Source organism: Microbispora sp. KK1-11 (genome assembly GCF_006874435.1).
Taxonomy (GTDB): domain Bacteria; phylum Actinomycetota; class Actinomycetes; order Streptosporangiales; family Streptosporangiaceae; genus Microbispora; species Microbispora catharanthi.
In genome coordinates this window covers 209,015-223,586 of record NZ_VIRJ01000014.1, presented here as the reverse complement: position 1 = coordinate 223,586, position 14,572 = coordinate 209,015, and the positions used below count along the sequence as shown (strand labels likewise).

At 67.8% G+C, this 14,572-nt stretch carries 15 protein-coding genes; 9 read left to right on the top strand and 6 right to left on the bottom strand.

Annotated elements, in window-relative coordinates; genetic code table 11:
• Positions 1 to 194: 194 nt before the first annotated feature.
• The gene (locus tag FLW16_RS21630; protein ID WP_142561899.1) at positions 195 to 557 is read left to right on the top strand and encodes a hypothetical protein; all 363 of its coding nucleotides are present in this window, start codon (positions 195 to 197) and stop codon (positions 555 to 557) included.
• 655 nt (positions 558 to 1,212) lie between these two features.
• On the opposite strand, the gene FLW16_RS21625 is transcribed toward FLW16_RS21630, so the two are convergent.
• Positions 1,213 to 1,800, bottom strand: a complete 588-nt coding sequence (locus tag FLW16_RS21625) for a phosphotransferase (protein WP_260615449.1) — start codon at positions 1,798 to 1,800, stop codon at positions 1,213 to 1,215.
• 502 nt (positions 1,801 to 2,302) lie between these two features.
• Here FLW16_RS21625 and FLW16_RS21620 point away from each other — a divergent pair.
• Positions 2,303 to 3,247: an NADP-dependent oxidoreductase gene (locus tag FLW16_RS21620; protein WP_142561897.1), complete on the top strand. Its 945-nt coding sequence runs from the start codon at positions 2,303 to 2,305 to the stop codon at positions 3,245 to 3,247.
• Between the two features lie 191 nt (positions 3,248 to 3,438).
• On the opposite strand, the gene FLW16_RS21615 is transcribed toward FLW16_RS21620, so the two are convergent.
• Positions 3,439 to 3,945, bottom strand: a complete 507-nt coding sequence (locus tag FLW16_RS21615; protein ID WP_221891205.1) for a MarR family winged helix-turn-helix transcriptional regulator — start codon at positions 3,943 to 3,945, stop codon at positions 3,439 to 3,441.
• A 294-nt stretch (positions 3,946 to 4,239) separates the two neighbouring features.
• Here FLW16_RS21615 and FLW16_RS21610 point away from each other — a divergent pair, with 294 nt between their 5' ends.
• The 3 genes from FLW16_RS21610 to FLW16_RS21600 are packed head-to-tail and all read left to right on the top strand — an operon-like array spanning position 4,240 to position 7,008.
• Positions 4,240 to 5,085: a peptidoglycan-binding protein gene (locus tag FLW16_RS21610; protein ID WP_142561896.1), complete on the top strand. Its 846-nt coding sequence runs from the start codon at positions 4,240 to 4,242 to the stop codon at positions 5,083 to 5,085.
• 41 nt (positions 5,086 to 5,126) lie between these two features.
• The gene (locus tag FLW16_RS21605) at positions 5,127 to 6,023 is read left to right on the top strand and encodes a peptidase inhibitor family I36 protein (protein ID WP_142561895.1); all 897 of its coding nucleotides are present in this window, start codon (positions 5,127 to 5,129) and stop codon (positions 6,021 to 6,023) included.
• A 34-nt stretch (positions 6,024 to 6,057) separates the two neighbouring features.
• Positions 6,058 to 7,008 carry a SpoIID/LytB domain-containing protein gene (locus tag FLW16_RS21600; protein WP_142561894.1) on the top strand — a complete coding sequence of 317 codons (951 nt, stop codon included), beginning with the start codon at positions 6,058 to 6,060 and terminating at the stop codon, positions 7,006 to 7,008.
• A 58-nt stretch (positions 7,009 to 7,066) separates the two neighbouring features.
• On the opposite strand, the gene FLW16_RS21595 is transcribed toward FLW16_RS21600, so the two are convergent.
• Positions 7,067 to 8,110 carry an NBR1-Ig-like domain-containing protein gene (locus FLW16_RS21595; protein ID WP_260615451.1) on the bottom strand — a complete coding sequence of 348 codons (1,044 nt, stop codon included), beginning with the start codon at positions 8,108 to 8,110 and terminating at the stop codon, positions 7,067 to 7,069.
• A 617-nt stretch (positions 8,111 to 8,727) separates the two neighbouring features.
• On the opposite strand from FLW16_RS21595, the gene FLW16_RS21590 reads away from it, so the two are divergent.
• Together FLW16_RS21590 and FLW16_RS43870 are read left to right on the top strand one after the other, a co-directional pair.
• Positions 8,728 to 8,916, top strand: coding sequence for a hypothetical protein (locus FLW16_RS21590; RefSeq protein WP_142561892.1), 189 nt, complete (start codon positions 8,728 to 8,730; stop codon positions 8,914 to 8,916).
• Between the two features lie 237 nt (positions 8,917 to 9,153).
• Entirely contained in the window at positions 9,154 to 9,453 is a 300-nt protein-coding gene (locus FLW16_RS43870; protein WP_185949538.1) for a hypothetical protein, read from the top strand.
• A gap of 1,027 nt (positions 9,454 to 10,480) precedes the next feature.
• Here the strand turns inward: FLW16_RS43870 and FLW16_RS43865 are convergent.
• Together FLW16_RS43865 and FLW16_RS21570 are read right to left on the bottom strand one after the other, a co-directional pair.
• Positions 10,481 to 10,735: a hypothetical protein gene (locus FLW16_RS43865; RefSeq protein ID WP_185949537.1), complete on the bottom strand. Its 255-nt coding sequence runs from the start codon at positions 10,733 to 10,735 to the stop codon at positions 10,481 to 10,483.
• Between the two features lie 565 nt (positions 10,736 to 11,300).
• Positions 11,301 to 11,684, bottom strand: coding sequence for a hypothetical protein (locus FLW16_RS21570; RefSeq protein ID WP_142561891.1), 384 nt, complete (start codon positions 11,682 to 11,684; stop codon positions 11,301 to 11,303).
• Positions 11,685 to 11,926: 242 nt separating this feature from the next.
• Between FLW16_RS21570 and FLW16_RS21565 the strand changes: the two genes are divergently transcribed.
• A complete protein-coding gene (locus tag FLW16_RS21565; RefSeq protein WP_142561890.1) occupies positions 11,927 to 12,385 on the top strand; it encodes a nuclear transport factor 2 family protein in 459 nt (152 codons plus the stop codon).
• 160 nt (positions 12,386 to 12,545) lie between these two features.
• A complete protein-coding gene (cpt, locus tag FLW16_RS21560; RefSeq protein WP_142561889.1) occupies positions 12,546 to 13,082 on the top strand; it encodes a chloramphenicol phosphotransferase CPT in 537 nt (178 codons plus the stop codon).
• Positions 13,083 to 13,335: 253 nt separating this feature from the next.
• Here cpt and trpD read toward each other — a convergent pair whose 3' ends face one another.
• On the bottom strand, positions 13,336 to 14,388 hold the full coding sequence (gene trpD, locus FLW16_RS21550) for an anthranilate phosphoribosyltransferase (protein ID WP_142561888.1): 1,053 nt from the start codon (positions 14,386 to 14,388) through the stop codon (positions 13,336 to 13,338).
• Positions 14,389 to 14,572 lie beyond the last annotated feature (184 nt).

The window sequence follows — 14,572 nt, the reverse complement described above, 5'->3', positions numbered from 1 at the left end:
AAGCCCGCCTACGGGTGATCCCCGGCGACACACCGGACCAGGAACAGCTCCCGGACAGCCTCACCGCATAACCTGCAGAAACGGATCACGCGGTGGCAGCTCGTACACCACTTCCCTGGACGTGACCGGCATCGACAGGCGTCGCGAAGTGGATGAAGGCGCAGCCATGACCGACCCCCGACTATGTTCGTCCCGTGGAGATTCCGGAACTCGCCGACCTCATCTGGCTCTTTGAGGGGGAGCCCGAGCGCCAGTACGACGATGTCGGTTGGCCGGTTGGTCTCCACTCCTTCCACCTCAGCCGGGGCCCGACAGCCATTCTCTTTTCAATCGATGCCACAGCAGGCGAGGCGTACATCAGCCTCTACGCAGGCGAGGAAGAGATCGCCTCCCTGGGCAGACTGCGACCGCTGGGGCGACTCTCCGTCGAGCGGCACAGGCCAGACACCGAAAGTCTCACGCTCTGGTTCAGGGACGAGAGCAAGGAACCCATCAGAATCCAGACCAGGCCATTGATCTGCCTGGCCTGGGACGTGATGGGTCTTGGTGAGTGGTAGTCCTCGCGTGACCCTCGGCAGTGATCATAGGCTGATGGAGCAGCACGTACGTCGGCGACTTCCTTAGAGCTTGGGCGGCATGGCTCCAGGACGGCTGTATCCGTGAAGGAGCCCTGCTCAAGGATGATGTCGACCCGCCGACATGGCAGTCGCGCGCTCTCCAGATCCACGCCGCCCACGTGTACGAGTAGCCCGTTCTGGGAGCCACACGGACGGACGATCACGAACTGAGCCGGACGGATCCGAACAGCCGCAGTCCCGAGGAGCAGCACGACGATCGGAGTTGGACGACCGCGGATGTCGTTTGGGGACCTACGGATCAGAAGGCCAGGGGTTCGAGTCCTCTCCGCCGCGCCCAGCTCAAAGGCCCATTCCGATCACCGGGATGGGCCTTTTTGATCTCTGTATAGCAGCGCGATACAGCAACAGCATCTAATGGCGATCCCAGAGATCCCGACCATCGCGGCCTGAGGGGTCCATGGTGAGTAGGTCCTCGTGAAGATGCCGGACTGCTCTGCCTGTTAGTTCACCCGATGCTGTGGTCTCCATCAGTCGCCGGCCAGGGGAATCGCCCTAGTCTCACGAGATGATTGACAGTTCTGTCCCACCACATGCTTGCCAGATGTCCTAAGGAACATGATTGGTCCTGCGGTGCCTACCGGAGGGTGCTCTGCAGAGCCTCGCGTTGAGCCGCGACCCACTGGTAAGCGTCCCGAACGGACCGGGCCGCACCGCGCTCGCGCAACCGGATCATCGCGGGAACGCCCGCTTCCGCTGCGGCTTCAATGCCCCGCCAGCAGCGGTCCTGCCACCATAGGATCGTCTCCAGCAGAAGGCTCCGATCCGTCAGGCCGTAGGCGTCGCAGATCAACCGAACGCGCCGGGCCGCACTGGCCACGTCCGACACCGAGGGCCCCAGGCCGACGTACTGCCAGCACACGTGTGCCACGTCATGGATCCGCGCGCCTGGCGCGGCGATGTCCCAGTCGATGATCGCCACTGGCCGCAGCCCCATACCGAGGTCGCGATAGACGGTGTTCTTGGGGGACAGGTCGTTGTGACAGACCACCTCGTGCTCGCCGGCCATCGCCGTGCCGGCGGTCAGGTCGTGGAACTCCCGGACGAGCTCGGCCACCGCCGCCAAGCTCTGGTCGGAGGTGACGTCGGGAGGCTGTTCGTCGTCCCAGGCCACGTGGCCGTCGACGAAGCTCAGGATCTCGCGACCCAGCTCGTCGACACCCATGAAACGCGGAGACCCCCTCCAACCATGGCGCTCGAACAAACCAAGCAGCTCGCGCGTGAACGCGGATGACGGTGGGCGGCGAACCGTGTCCCCAACCCGTACGACGGAGTTCACGTTGCCCCCGGGTAAAGACAGCTCAGTCATGCGCCCATTCTCCACAGGCTCTCAGGAGCGGGAGGGGCTACCGCGCGTCGGTGGTGAGGATGCTTGCCCTCCCGGCCATGTCTAGTCCCACTGTCTGGTCCCCCGACTTGCCGAGTTGCGCTTTATAGGGATCAAGGGGCGCCGTTCACACAGTCGGCCGGCCACGTGATCGTGGCGCGGCCGGCGATCGCACGTTCCGTCGCCTCTTGAGTTGCGCATAGCGATCACCTTGCGCTCCGAAGGCTGTGTGTCCCACCGCACAGTCACCGCACTTGCTTCGAATTCGAAGCGGGTCTAAGGTTGCCGAGTAGATGCTTCGAGTTCGAAGCAAACCTCTCGATTGAAAGCGAGCTCCGCTGTGAAGGCAGTGCGTTTCCACGAGTACGGCGACCCCGATGTCCTGCGCTACGAGGATGTGGAGCAGCCCGTCCCCGATGCAGGACAGGTGCGGATCCGGGTTGCCGCGACGTCGTTCAACTCGGTCGACGGCAACATCCGCGGGGGTTTCATGCAAGGTCCCATCCCGGTGACGCTGCCGCACACTCCCGGTCTCGACGTTTCCGGCACGGTCGACGCACTGGGCGAGGGCGTGCACGGCATCGAGGTCGGCGACGAGGTCGTCGGTTTCCTGCCGATGACGGGGACCGGCGCGGCCGCGGAGTACGTTCTCGCACCGGCCGAGGTCCTGACGGCGGCGCCCACGAGCATCCCGCTGCCCGATGCCGCCGCGCTGCCAGTGGTGGGCCTCACGGCGCAGCAGGCGCTTTTCGACCACGCCAAGCTCACGAGCGGGCAGCGCGTGCTGATCAACGGTGCGGGCGGAGCGGTCGGAGGCTACGCCGTGCAGCTGGCCAAGCATGCCGGCGCGTACGTGATCGCCACGGCCGGCCCGCGGAGCAGCGAGCAAGTCAAGCTCTCGGGCGCTGACGAGGTCATCGACCACACCACCACCGAGGTGACCGCGGCGGTGAGCGAGCCGGTCGACATCGTGCTCAACCTTGCCCCGATCGACCCGGAGCAGCTGGCAGCACTGCTGACCCTGATCCGTCCCGGCGGAGTGCTGGTGAACACGACGGTGTGGATGCCCGCGCCCTCCGACGAGCAGCGCGGCGTACGTGGCATCGACGTGTTCGTCCGTAGCGACGCCGATCAGTTGTCGCGGCTGGTGGCGCTGATCGACTCCGGCGAGCTGCGCGTGGACGTCGCCCGGCGCGTGCCGCTGGCCGAGCTGCCGGCAGTCCACGCCCAGGCCGCCACAGGCGCGCTGCACGGCAAGGTCATCGTCGTCGCACCCGCCGCCTGATCCCCAACCCTGAAAGGGGCCAAGGCCCGGCCTTCCTGTTCTTCCACGGCGGCGAGGAGGAATTGCTCCGTCGGCTGCGCCGGGCATGGCCGACGGCCCTGCTTCTCAACCGCACGGGTGCCCCCCTCGGGACGCGCGTCGCCGCGACTCGGCCACCCTTCTACGGCGGTGACCACCGCGGCTCTGGCGGGTCAGTCGGTTCGGTTACGTACGGCGCGGGATCTGGCGGACCGTGGCGGGGTGGCGCGCATATGTTCGCGGACGCGGGCCAGAACGTTGCTGAGCTCGGTGAGGTCTCCGTCGATCATCGGATCGAACAACAACCGCCGTACACGGTCGACGTGTCCGGGAAGCACCCGGGCGACCAGATCCCGGCCGGCGTCCGTGACAGTCACGATCACGCTGCGCTCGTCATCCGGTGACGGTGAACGGGTGATCAGGCCACGCTTGTCCAGCAACCCTGCCTGATACGTGAGCCCGCTGCGGCTGTACACGACGCCATCGGCCAGGTCGGTCATCCGCAGCCTGCCTTCAGGCGCGTCGACCAGCCGAGCCAGGATCTGGAACTGCACGTAACTGAGGTCGCCATCGGCACGCAGGTGCTCCTCCACCGCGTACTGAAGGAGGCTGCTGACCTCCATCAAGGCGAAGTACACCCCAAGTTGTTCGGTGTTCAGGCCGGCCGTCGGGTCACTCACACCGCCCACCCTACTTACTTCGAATTCGAATCCCTTTCGTGACTCCCGCCAACCCGGCGAAGTCAGGGGGCTGCCGAAAGCCGTCGGGAACGTCAAACCCGCAACTGCCCGCCCTACGTCAGGCCGTGCGTCCCGCTCGCCGTGGATCGCCTGTCAGGCGGCGCGTACGCCTGTACGGAGAGCCGTGCCGGACAGGCTGACAACACGATCTCCTTGAGGACAGCGTGAGCGATCCGAAACCGTGGATCCGCCGCAGGAATCACCTGCCAGCGCTCGCCACCAGGAGAAACAACGATGAAGCTGCCTCCATGCGCCGCCGCCCTCGGGGCGGCCGCCCTGTTCGCTTGCCTGACCGGAGCGTCCGGGATGTCGGCGGCACAGGCAGCCGGCACCAGGGCCCTTCCGAGCGTGAACATGGAAGCCACCGTCAAGGCTGCCCAGATCGACCCGCGGCGGTCCGACGACTCGCTGACCCCGGGCGCCAAGGCCGGCGTGCTCCTCGTCGAGCAGGCGCTGCGCGACCGGCACCTGCTCGACGCGAAGTGGGTGGACGGTTACTTCGGCACCACGACGGTCGCCGCTTTCGCGAAGTTCCAGAGGTCGCTCGGCTTCACTGGTCTCGCCGCCAACGGCCTTCCGGGCAAGGCGTCGCTCACCAGGCTGGGAGCCGGCCGTTTCACGGTCACCCACGTGATCGAGCCGGGTGCTCGGGTGTCTGCGGGCGGCGTGGTCGTCAACACCCGCACGCGGAGCATGCTGGCCGAGGCGAAGCGGCTGCTCGGCCGCGACCTCGTGCTGTTGCAGGGGTCGTACAACCGCGGCGGCGACCCCACGTCCGCGGGCACCCACGACGGCGGCGGCGTCGTCGACATCTCGGTCGAGGGGATGAGCTCCGCCACCCGCATCGCCGTCGTCCGTGCGTTGCGACGTGTCGGCTTCGCGGCATGGCTGCGCAGCCCCGATCAAGACGACTGGCCGTGGCACATCCATGCCGCCGCCATCAACGACACCGACCTCTCCAGCCAGGCCCAGCATCAGATCGGTGACTACTACCTCGGTCTGAACGGGCTCGCCGGCCGCGGCCCCGACGACGGCCCGAAGGTGACCATCCGCACCTGGGAGGAGTACCAGCGCCGCTGACCACCCGAAACCCAGACCGCACAGACACGAAGGAGAACACCATGGGAATGCTCGACAAGATCCTTACCACGGCTGCCACCGCGACGGTGCTCGGCGGGGCGGTGCTCGCCACCGCCTCGCCCGCCTCGGCGGCCACCCGCAACGGCGTGTGCGAGACCGGCGAGTTCTGTTACTACTTCAACAGCAACAACCAGGGATCGGTCTCCGACTTCACCGGATCCGTGGGCGACTACGGCACCGAGCAGCCCTCCTGCTTCGACTTCAAGGGGCCCGGCACCGGCAAGGGCAAGTGCATCAAGAACGCCGCCGCCTCGGTCTGGAACCGCAGCGCCAAGACCGTCCGCGTCTACTACAACAGCAACTACGGCGGCAGCGTCTATCAGGACTTCGCGCCCGGCGCCAAGGGCAACCTCAAACCCGGCCTCAAGAACCAGAACGCCTCCCACCAGTTCGGCCCGTCGTCGTCGACGCGCGTCAACATGTCGTACGCGCTGTACAAAACCGGCGGCGGCTATATCAGCTGCGGCTTCGACGGTTACGTCCACACCTCTGGCCGGCATGAGGGAATCGACATCAAGCGCAGCGTGGGTTCGGATGTCCACGCCCTGGTGAGCGGTCAGATCATCAACGTCGTGTACGGGCGCAACGGCGGCTCCGGGCTCTCCACGATCGCCGTCTACAACGCCTCGCTGAACAAGACGATCATCTATCTGCACTCCGCTCCGCTGCCTTCGCTGCGTGTGGGCCAGCAGATCGCGCGCGGCCAGATCATCGCGGACGAGGCGTGGCACGGGGTGTCGTCCAGTAGTGCCGCGCACACCCACGTCGAGATGCGCCCCGGACGGCAGAAGCTCGCCGCCAAGAGCGTCGGCGACCCGACGCTGAGCAACCCGAATCCGAACTCGTTCTGGGTCTCCCAGGGCTACAACATCCGCTAGCGCACCGCGGCCTGCGATGAAGAGGAAGGCAACTGTGTCTCCACGAACTGCGCGGCTGATCTCGCCGCTCACCTCGGCGGCCGTCGCGATGGTGCTCGGCGGGGCGGTGCTCGCCGCCGCCTCGCCCGCCTCGGCGGCCACCCGCAACGGCGTGTGCGAGACCGGCGAGTTCTGTTACTACTTCAACAGCGACAACCAGGGGTCGCTGTCCGACTTCACCGGGTCGGTCGGCGACTACGGCACCCGGCAGCCCTCCTGCTTCGACTTCAAGGGGCCCGGCACCGGCAAGGGCAAGTGCATCAAGAACGCCGCCGCCTCGGTCTGGAACCGCAGCGCCAAGACCGTCCGCGTCTACTACAACAGCAACTACGGCGGCAGCGTCTATCAGGACTTCGCGCCCGGCGCCAAGGGCAACCTCAAACCCGGCCTCAAGAACCAGAACGCCTCCCACCAGTTCCTGAGCTCCGCGCCGCCGACCGGGTGCAAGACCGACGGCAAGCACAGCAGGCTGCCCACGACGATCCTCGTCTACCGGGAATCCCTCAATCGCGTGGACCGGGTGGCGTTCAAAACCTACGTCAAGAATGTCCTGCCCAACGAGTGGCGGTCGCACTGGCCGAGGGAGTCCCTCAAGGCCGGGGCGATCGCCGTCAAGCACTTCGGCTGGTACTGGGCGCTGAGGTCGGCGAGCAAGACACCGAGCGGCCAGTGCTACGACGTCACCGACCACACGTCCAGCCAGATGTACAAGCCCGGCTCCGCGACGGCGGCGACGAACGCCGCGGTGGACGCGACATGGGGCACCCGGATGACGCGCGATGGGAAGATCTTCAAGGCCCAGTACTGCTCCACGACGACGGCGTGCCGCCATTGGGTCACCGGCGACTGGATGTCGCAGAACGGCTCTCGCGACAAGGCGGAGGCCGGCTGGAGCTACTCCAGGATCCTCACGTACTACTACAAGGGGATCGTTCTCGAATCCTGAACCCCGGAGACCGTCCGCCCCTGTTCCCCGTCGTGTCATGCACGGCGGGGAACAGGCGTCAGTCGACGATGACCTGGAAGTTGAGTGGCCGCCCCCCGGGGAAGGCGACCCGTCCCGAACCCTCCATCATCTTGAACCGCACGTAGCACAAGCCCGGCGTCTTCGGCGTGGTGATGTCGGTCCGGATGTCGACCATCTCTCCGGGTTGCGTGTCCTTGATCGGTACGTCGGAGACGGTCTGGCATTGATCAGGTTGCTGCGGAAGGTCGAGGCGGTGCAACGAATATCCCTTCCACGGCACGGTCCCGGCGTTCTTGAGCCGCCAGACCTTGGGTACGGTCTGGCGGCGGCCGACGTGCGTGCAGTCGGGCAGCGTGATGTCCCCGATGAACTTCGCCGAATCACCCTCGTGCGCGGGCGGGCTCCACGGAGGGTTGGTGGCGCGCACCGGGCAGTCGGCCGCCGACAGCCCGGTCTTCGACGGGCTCTCGGACGGGTTCAGGCTGTGCCCGTCGGTCCCGGAGCCCCGATTGACGGCGACCGCGATGAGGACCACTGTCGCCACACCGACGACCGCTACTGCGAACGCGGCCGCAGCAGGGCGGGACGGTCGGAATCGCCCTCGGCCCCCTGGCGAAGAGGTGGCCGGCTGGACGTCGCCCGCGATCTCGTCGGGCGATGGCGGCGTAGGCAGGGATGCCGGGGCCTCGCCGGCCGACCGAGGGGCTTGCGACCCGGTGGCGCCGTGCACGGTACGACTTCCCGCGACGTCCGTGGCGGTGGCTTCGAGCCCGAAAGGCGGATGAGCCGCCACGGTGCCCGCGCGGCTTGAAGGATCTCCGGCGCTCGCGGATCTGACCGCGAAGTTCGCGCCCTCCCAGCGTTCGCGGTACGCGGCCGGGTCTGCGCCGCACGCCTTGACGAACTCGACGGTGGTCTCCCAACTCGGGAGCCGGTTGCCCTTCGTGGCTTCGTGCAACGTCGTGTGGGAGATCGCCCCCGACCGGCCAGACATTTCGCGAAAAGGTGGGTTGCCGACCGATTTGCGAAGTTCTCGCAGTGCCGCCGCGAAGTCCTCGATCGCCTCCGCCCGTGCACGCATGTCGTCCACCCGGGTGAAGCTAACAGCGCCCGCGGCATCCGCTCAAGCTAACGGAGCATCTCGCATGCGTCCTCCCGTGCCTCGGTCCCCGCGGCAGGGGTGGAATGTGTCCGGCCCTCGTCCGTTCGGCGTCCGGGGCCGGCCCCGCCGCCCTGTGCCGCGATGACCTGTGGCGACCGATAAGAGAGCGGTCGGCGTACCAGGCTTCGGCAGTGGCTCTGAAGCCACCCGTAAGCCGCGCGGGATCATGACCCGCGCCCGCATCCTCGCGGTGGCGGGGATAACGGCGGCCGCTGTCGCGGTTCCCCTGACGCTGGGGGGAGGAGCGGCCGCCTACGCGGTGGTGAAGAACCCTGACGGCACACTCGTCGTGACGGTCAAGGAGTTGCAGGACCCCGAAGGTCTCCAGGCCGAGCTGAACGCCCAGGGCATCAGGGCCGATGTCACCTACACCCCACGGGATAAGAGGTGCGCGCCTGGACGATTCATCGGTGCGGACTACGCCTACGTCTCACCGAACCCCAAGAACATGACCGCACAGCGGCGTGAGGAGTTCGACCGGCCGGAGCACTGGCGTTCCAGGGATGTCACCCGTCCCATCAGCAGGGGACAAGTTCATGATCTCGCCCAAGTTCATGCGGTCTGGAGAGACCCTGGTGCTGGAGTTCAGGCTTGGCAACGCCCCGGGAGTGGGCTGGAGCCTGGGAACCTATCTGGCCAAGCCCGGCAGCGCTGTCCGGCCTTGCACGCTCGTGGACGAGGGAGGGACGGACGCGGAGCAGGCCGGAGAGATGGCGGGACGTTAAGAAGAGGTGCTTCTCATAGGGAAACCGCCCCCTGTTGTCGGGCCGTCTCCCCTGTCGCCGAGGGATGAGATGACCCTTACAACCCGCACCCTCCCGGCTTATCTGCCGAGGAGGGCCAGGGGTGCAGGGGGCAGAGCCCCCTGCGGTTCTCTGCTGTGAGTGCTCGGCTAACTGGGCCTCGTCACTCGGTCCCGGTGGTCTTCGAGCGTCTGGCGTTCCGCCTTTCGGCTGCAGGTCGTGGTCGGGTCGGTGGTGGTGTCACCCACCGCCGCCGCCGCCTCCGTCGCCGCCTCCGCCGCCGCCGCCGTCACCGCCGCCGCCTCCGCCGCCGTCGCCGCCGCCGCCACCACCACCGTCGCCGCCGCCGCCTCCGCCGCCGTCGCCGCCGCCGCCACCGCCACCCTGTTCGTGGGTGAGGGGCGCGTCCTCAGTGTGGTGTCCGGGGATCGAAGTCAGCATCGACGAGAACGCGTCGTGCGCTGCGGCGCTCTCCGAAGCGCCGACTACGGACGTGTTCGCCGGGCTGGCTACGGCTGAGGCTTGGGCTGCTTGACCCAGCCCTAAAGTCAGGGCTCCGATGAAAACTGCGCCCGCCGCAGAGAGTCGCTTAACGGCCATTAGCATCCCCTTTCGGTTTCGCGCGACAACTGTTCGGATCGCGCGACGGATTCCCTTACGACCCATCGTTAGCCTGGACGCTGCAAGGCGTCCAGATGAGGTGACGTGGACTTGCCGGATTTCGCGAGCCCGCAATGCTGATGGCAGATATCTGCTTTGGGTACCGCCGATGCGATTTACCGGTCCGATGCGGTCACAAGAACTCTCGGAGTGACAACGAGAACAAATTGATCGCAATGCCTGCCACGGACGGCAAGGGCCGTCTGTGGCGCGACATCCGAGCGGTACGGTCCCTGGCGGACCTGTTACGAGCGATTCAAGCGCTGGGGCCAGGACGGCACCTGGACGCGTCTGCTGGAGGAGAAGCAGGTCAAGGACGACTCGGTCGGCCAGGCGAAGTGGGCCTTCAGCATCGATCCGACCATCGCCCGCGCTCAGCAGCACGCGGCCGGCGCCCGTAAAGGGGGACGACGGCGGGACGGCGAATACGAAGCAAAAGGCGGCAGGCGCTGGGCCGGTCCTGGGGAGGACTGGCCGGCAAGCTTCACCTGATCACCGAGGCTCGCGGCCTGCCCATGGCCCTGCACGTGACCGCGGGCAACGTGGTCGACTGCTCGGCGTTCGAGGCGGCGCTGAACAAGCCGCGGCCCGAGACGCGGGCCGGGACGGCCGCGCACCCGCCCGGATCGCCTGATCGGCGACAAGGGATACTCTTCCAGAGAAGATCCGCCCCCATCTGCGCTCACCCGGTATCAGCAGGCGGCTCGCGCGGCGCGACTCGCCGAGTTGCCTGACGGTGACGAACTTGTAGCCGTCCGCGCGGCCGGTGCCGACCCTGAGCTTGAGCGGCGGGCTGGACCGCGGGTCGTGCCGGTGCATGGCGGCGGTGATGGTGTTCTTGTCGCCGACGAGCGGGCCGTACAGGACGACCCGCACGGCGGCGCGGTCACGTCAGGATCCGCTTGCGCGACTGGTGGGTCTGGTCAGCGAAGGTGATCGCAGAGCCCGATCGGTCGTCCACGGTGATGTGTGCCGTGGGCGGGCTGGTGTCGGGCTTGAGGCCGGAGACGTACTCATCCCAGTCGGGGAGCTTCCAGGCGTCCCGGGCGGCCCCGCGGAACTCGATGCACTCGCGTGTGGGCTCGGGATCGCACAAGATCGCGGCCCCGTCGATGCCCTTGTTCGGATTTCGCCTCGGCACCGTTGACAGCAGAGGTGACGCTGTCGAGCTCCTCCGCTGGAGCGGTCCAGTAGCGCCCTGAGCGTTTTGGTGGAATCTGATAATCCCTCGAAACGGGTGAGCAAAAGCGTGTTCATGCGTGCATCAAGAAGTGCGGAGAACCACATCAGCGCTTCAATCAATCGGGGAAGTCGAGACGATCGTCAGTGTGAAAGATCGGGATCGGGTGCGGCCGGTTGAGCTAGATCTGATCAGCTGATGCAGAGTGTGGTGACGGATGTGTTCTCGTTGTCTCTGCGAGAGTTCTTGTGACCGCATCGGACCGGTAAATCGTATCGGCGGCATTCAAAGCCGATATTCGCCGTTAGCATTGCGGGCTCGCGAAATCCGGCAAGTCCACGTCATCTCATCTGGACGCCTTGCAGCGTCCAGGCTAACGATGGGTCGTAAGGGAATCCGTCGCGCGATTCGAACAGTTGTCGCGCGAAACCGAAAGGGGACGCTAATGGCCGTTAAGCGACTCTCTGCGGTGGGCGCAGTTTTCATCGGAGCCCTGACTTTGGGGCTGGGTCAAGCAGCCCAAGCCTCAGCCGTAGCGAGCCCAGCGAACACGTCCGTAGTCGGCGCTTCGGAGAGCGCCGCAGCGCACGACGCGTTCTCGTCGAAGCCGACTTCGATCCCCGGACACCACACTGATCTCACGCCCCGCACCTACGCCCAGGGCGGCGGTGGCGGCGGTGGCGGTGACGGCGGCGGCGGTGGCGGCGGTGGCGGCGGCGGCGGCGGAGGCGGCGGCGGCGGAGGCGGCGGCCACCACGAGCGCCACCACGGCCGCCACCATGGGCACCACCACGGCCGCCACCACGAGCGCCACCACGGCCGCCACCACGAGCGCCACCACGGCCGCCACCATGGGCACCACCATGGCCGCCACCATGGCCGCCACCATGTGCACCACCACCGTCATCATCGTCACTAGCTCTACGAACACCGAGGGCCCGCCAGGTGATCATCCTGGTGGGTCTTTTCGGACTCGCGCCCGGCGACCACTACCGCGCTCCCGGGTCACATCGAGGTGGGGCCGGTTGAGGGCGGTTCGGTCATCGTGGCGGCAGCAGTGCTTTCGGACATTGTTCGCTCCACGCTTGTTGACCGATTGTCCTCTTCGGTCTAGCTTTGGCGAGCAGAACCCGCGTCGATTAAGGAGGCGGGATGCCCGCGACTCCACGCGACCTGCTCGACCGCTTCCAGCAGGCGCTGCTGGACTTCTCACCTGACGCGCTGGCCGATCTGTTCGCCGATGAGGCGATATATGAGTTCGTGTTCTGGACGCCGCATCGCGGTCCGTCGCAGCGGTACGACGGGCGGGAGGAGATCCGCGCCGGCTTCAGGGCGGCGTGGGAGTCGGTGTCCAAACCACCGCTGACCGGATTCGGCGAGGTGTGTGTTCACGAGACGGCCGACCCCGAAGTGATCATCTCCGAGGGTGAGATGGACGGTGTCGACCATGCGACCGGACGGCCGTTCACCTCCCGATTCGTGCTCGTCCTGCGCGCCCGCGACGGCCGTGTCGTCCACCTGCGCGACTACTCGGACGTGCTGCGGACCGCGGCGGGGCTCGGGCGTCTGACCCAGCTCTTCGACCAGGTTCGCGCCGAGTCCGCGCCATGAAAAGCCGCTCTGCCGGTGAGGCCGGCTGTCGGGGCGGCTCCTACAGAGACGTGTTGCCGTGCCCCGGACGGAGCGCCTCTGGCGCCGGTCGGTGGACGGCACGGATGGGTCACGTGAAAACCGTTTGAGGACGTGTAGGGCCGCCCTCTAGCGTGGCGCGGTGGCCACACGGGTGATTGTCCTCAACGGCGGCTCCAGTTCGGGCAAGTCCGGGATCTCCCGGTGCTTGCAGGCGGTCCTGCCGGATCCGTGGCTTGCCCTCTCGGTCGACACCATGGTCGAGGCGATGCCTGCCTCCATGCGGGCATCGGATGCGGGGATCACTTTCGCATCGGACGGGCGGGTCGATGTCGGGCCGGCATTCATGACGCTGGATGCGGCGTGGACCGCGGGGATCGCCGCGATGGCCCGCGCGGGCGCTCGGGTCATCGTGGATGACGTGTTTCTCGGCGGGGCGGCGTCGCGGCAACGCTGGGAGAAAGCTCTTGCCGGGCTGGAGGTGCTCTGGGTCGGTGTGCGGTGCGACAGCGCGGTGGCGGCAGGGCGGGAGATCGCGCGGGGCGACCGTGTCATAGGGATGGCGGCGTTGCAGGCGGAGGTGGTTCACGAGGGCGTGGTCTACGACCTCGTGGTGGACACCACGCACACGGAGTCCCTGGCGTGCGCGCAGACCATCGCCACCCGGGTGCGCCGCTGACGCCGGCATTTCTCGCCGTTCGGCGAACGACCGCTTCACCAATCGCCGCCGGCCGGTCAGCTCGCCTGGATCGGCCGGTTGCCGGCCGGCGTGGACCCGGACGTGGTGCTGACCAACGCCTCGATCTACTGGTTCACGAACACCGCGGCGTCCTCGGCAGCCGCTGGGCCGCCCATGACGCCACGGACCTGCTCGCCGAGGACATCCGCGGCTTCTTCGCCGGCCTGTCGGGCTGAGCGCGAGGCAGAGCCGGTTACCGGCCGGCCAGGGACGACGCGAGCTTCAGCCAGCTGTCGAGGGTGGTGGCGGCGGCACCGCTGTCGACGGCGCGGCGCGCGTCGTCCAGGCAGGTCGCGAAGGCGTCACGCAGGCCCCCGCCCAAGCCGCGGTGAGCGGCGAGGGCGCCGGCCGCGTTGGCGAGGACGGCGTCACGTGCGGCGCCCGCTTCACCGGCCAGGACCCGGTGGACGACCGAGGCGTTGTAGGCCGCGTCGCCGCCCCGGAGCGCGTCCTGCGCGCTGCGGGCCAGTCCGAAGTCGGCGGCGTCCAGCGTCTCCTGCCGGACGCCGCCGCTCTCGGTGATCCAGACGCTCGTGGGCGCGGCGGTGGTGATCTCGTCGAGGCCGTCCTGCCCGCACACGACCAGGGCGCTCGCGCCCCGTTCCGCGAGGACGTTCGCCAGGACCGGGGCGAGGGCGGGGTTGGAGCAGCCGACGAGGGCGGCACGGGGACCGGCGGGGTTGGTCAGCGGCGCCAGATAGTTGACGGCGGTGGGGACGCCGAGCGCCTTGCGCACCGGACCGGCGTAACGCAGCCCCTGGTGGAAGCGCGGGGCGAAGGTGAAGCCGATCCCGACGTCACGCACGCACCGGGCGACGTCGTCGGGCGTGAGATCGAGCGGCAGTCCCAGGGCTTCCAGGACGTCGGCGGCACCGGCCTTGCTGGACGCCGAGCGGCCGCCGTGCTTGACGACCGGGGCGCCGGCGGCGGCCACGACGATCGCCGCCATGGTGCTCACGTTCACGGTGTGCGCCCCGTCACCGCCGGTGCCGACGATGTCGACGACCTGCGCGCCGTCGACGGGCAGGGGCACGACCCGTTCCATGAGGGCGTCGAGCATGCCCCGGAGTTCCGCGGTGCTCTCACCCTTGGCCCGCAGGGCGACCAGGAACCCGGCGAGCTGGGCGGGCTCGGCCGCGTCGTCCATGACCTGCCGCATGGCCCATCGGGTGTCGTCCGCGCCGAGATCGTGCCCGCGCAGGAGCGTCGCGAGCAGGCGTGGCCAGGATCGGGACGGCTCGGTCATCAAGGTCCTCTCGGCATGGGCACGGCGGCCGGGCGGTGCTCCCAGCGTAGTGACCGGCATCGTAGGCCATGGGCACGAACCTTGACCTGCCCGAACTCCACGGACCCGCGAGTGTCTCCCGTTCCCGGGGAGCGGTGGACACGAACGGACCCGTCCCTCGTGCTGTCCCCGGTTCCGCGGGAGG

What these genes read in the sequence shown, in the direction of transcription:
- FLW16_RS21625 (WP_260615449.1), bottom strand. Translation starts at nt 1,800, where the DNA reads ATGGGTGTCGACGAGCTGGGTCGCGAGATCCTGAGCTTCGTCGACGGC.
- FLW16_RS21610 (WP_142561896.1), top strand. Translation starts at nt 4,240, where the DNA reads ATGAAGCTGCCTCCATGCGCCGCCGCCCTCGGGGCGGCCGCCCTGTTC.
- FLW16_RS21605 (WP_142561895.1), top strand. Translation starts at nt 5,127, where the DNA reads ATGGGAATGCTCGACAAGATCCTTACCACGGCTGCCACCGCGACGGTG.
- FLW16_RS21595 (WP_260615451.1), bottom strand. Translation starts at nt 8,110, where the DNA reads ATGCGTGCACGGGCGGAGGCGATCGAGGACTTCGCGGCGGCACTGCGA.
- FLW16_RS21590 (WP_142561892.1), top strand. Translation starts at nt 8,728, where the DNA reads ATGATCTCGCCCAAGTTCATGCGGTCTGGAGAGACCCTGGTGCTGGAG.
- FLW16_RS21570 (WP_142561891.1), bottom strand. Translation starts at nt 11,684, where the DNA reads ATGATGACGGTGGTGGTGCACATGGTGGCGGCCATGGTGGCGGCCATG.
- FLW16_RS21565 (WP_142561890.1), top strand. Translation starts at nt 11,927, where the DNA reads ATGCCCGCGACTCCACGCGACCTGCTCGACCGCTTCCAGCAGGCGCTG.
- trpD (WP_142561888.1), bottom strand. Translation starts at nt 14,388, where the DNA reads ATGACCGAGCCGTCCCGATCCTGGCCACGCCTGCTCGCGACGCTCCTG.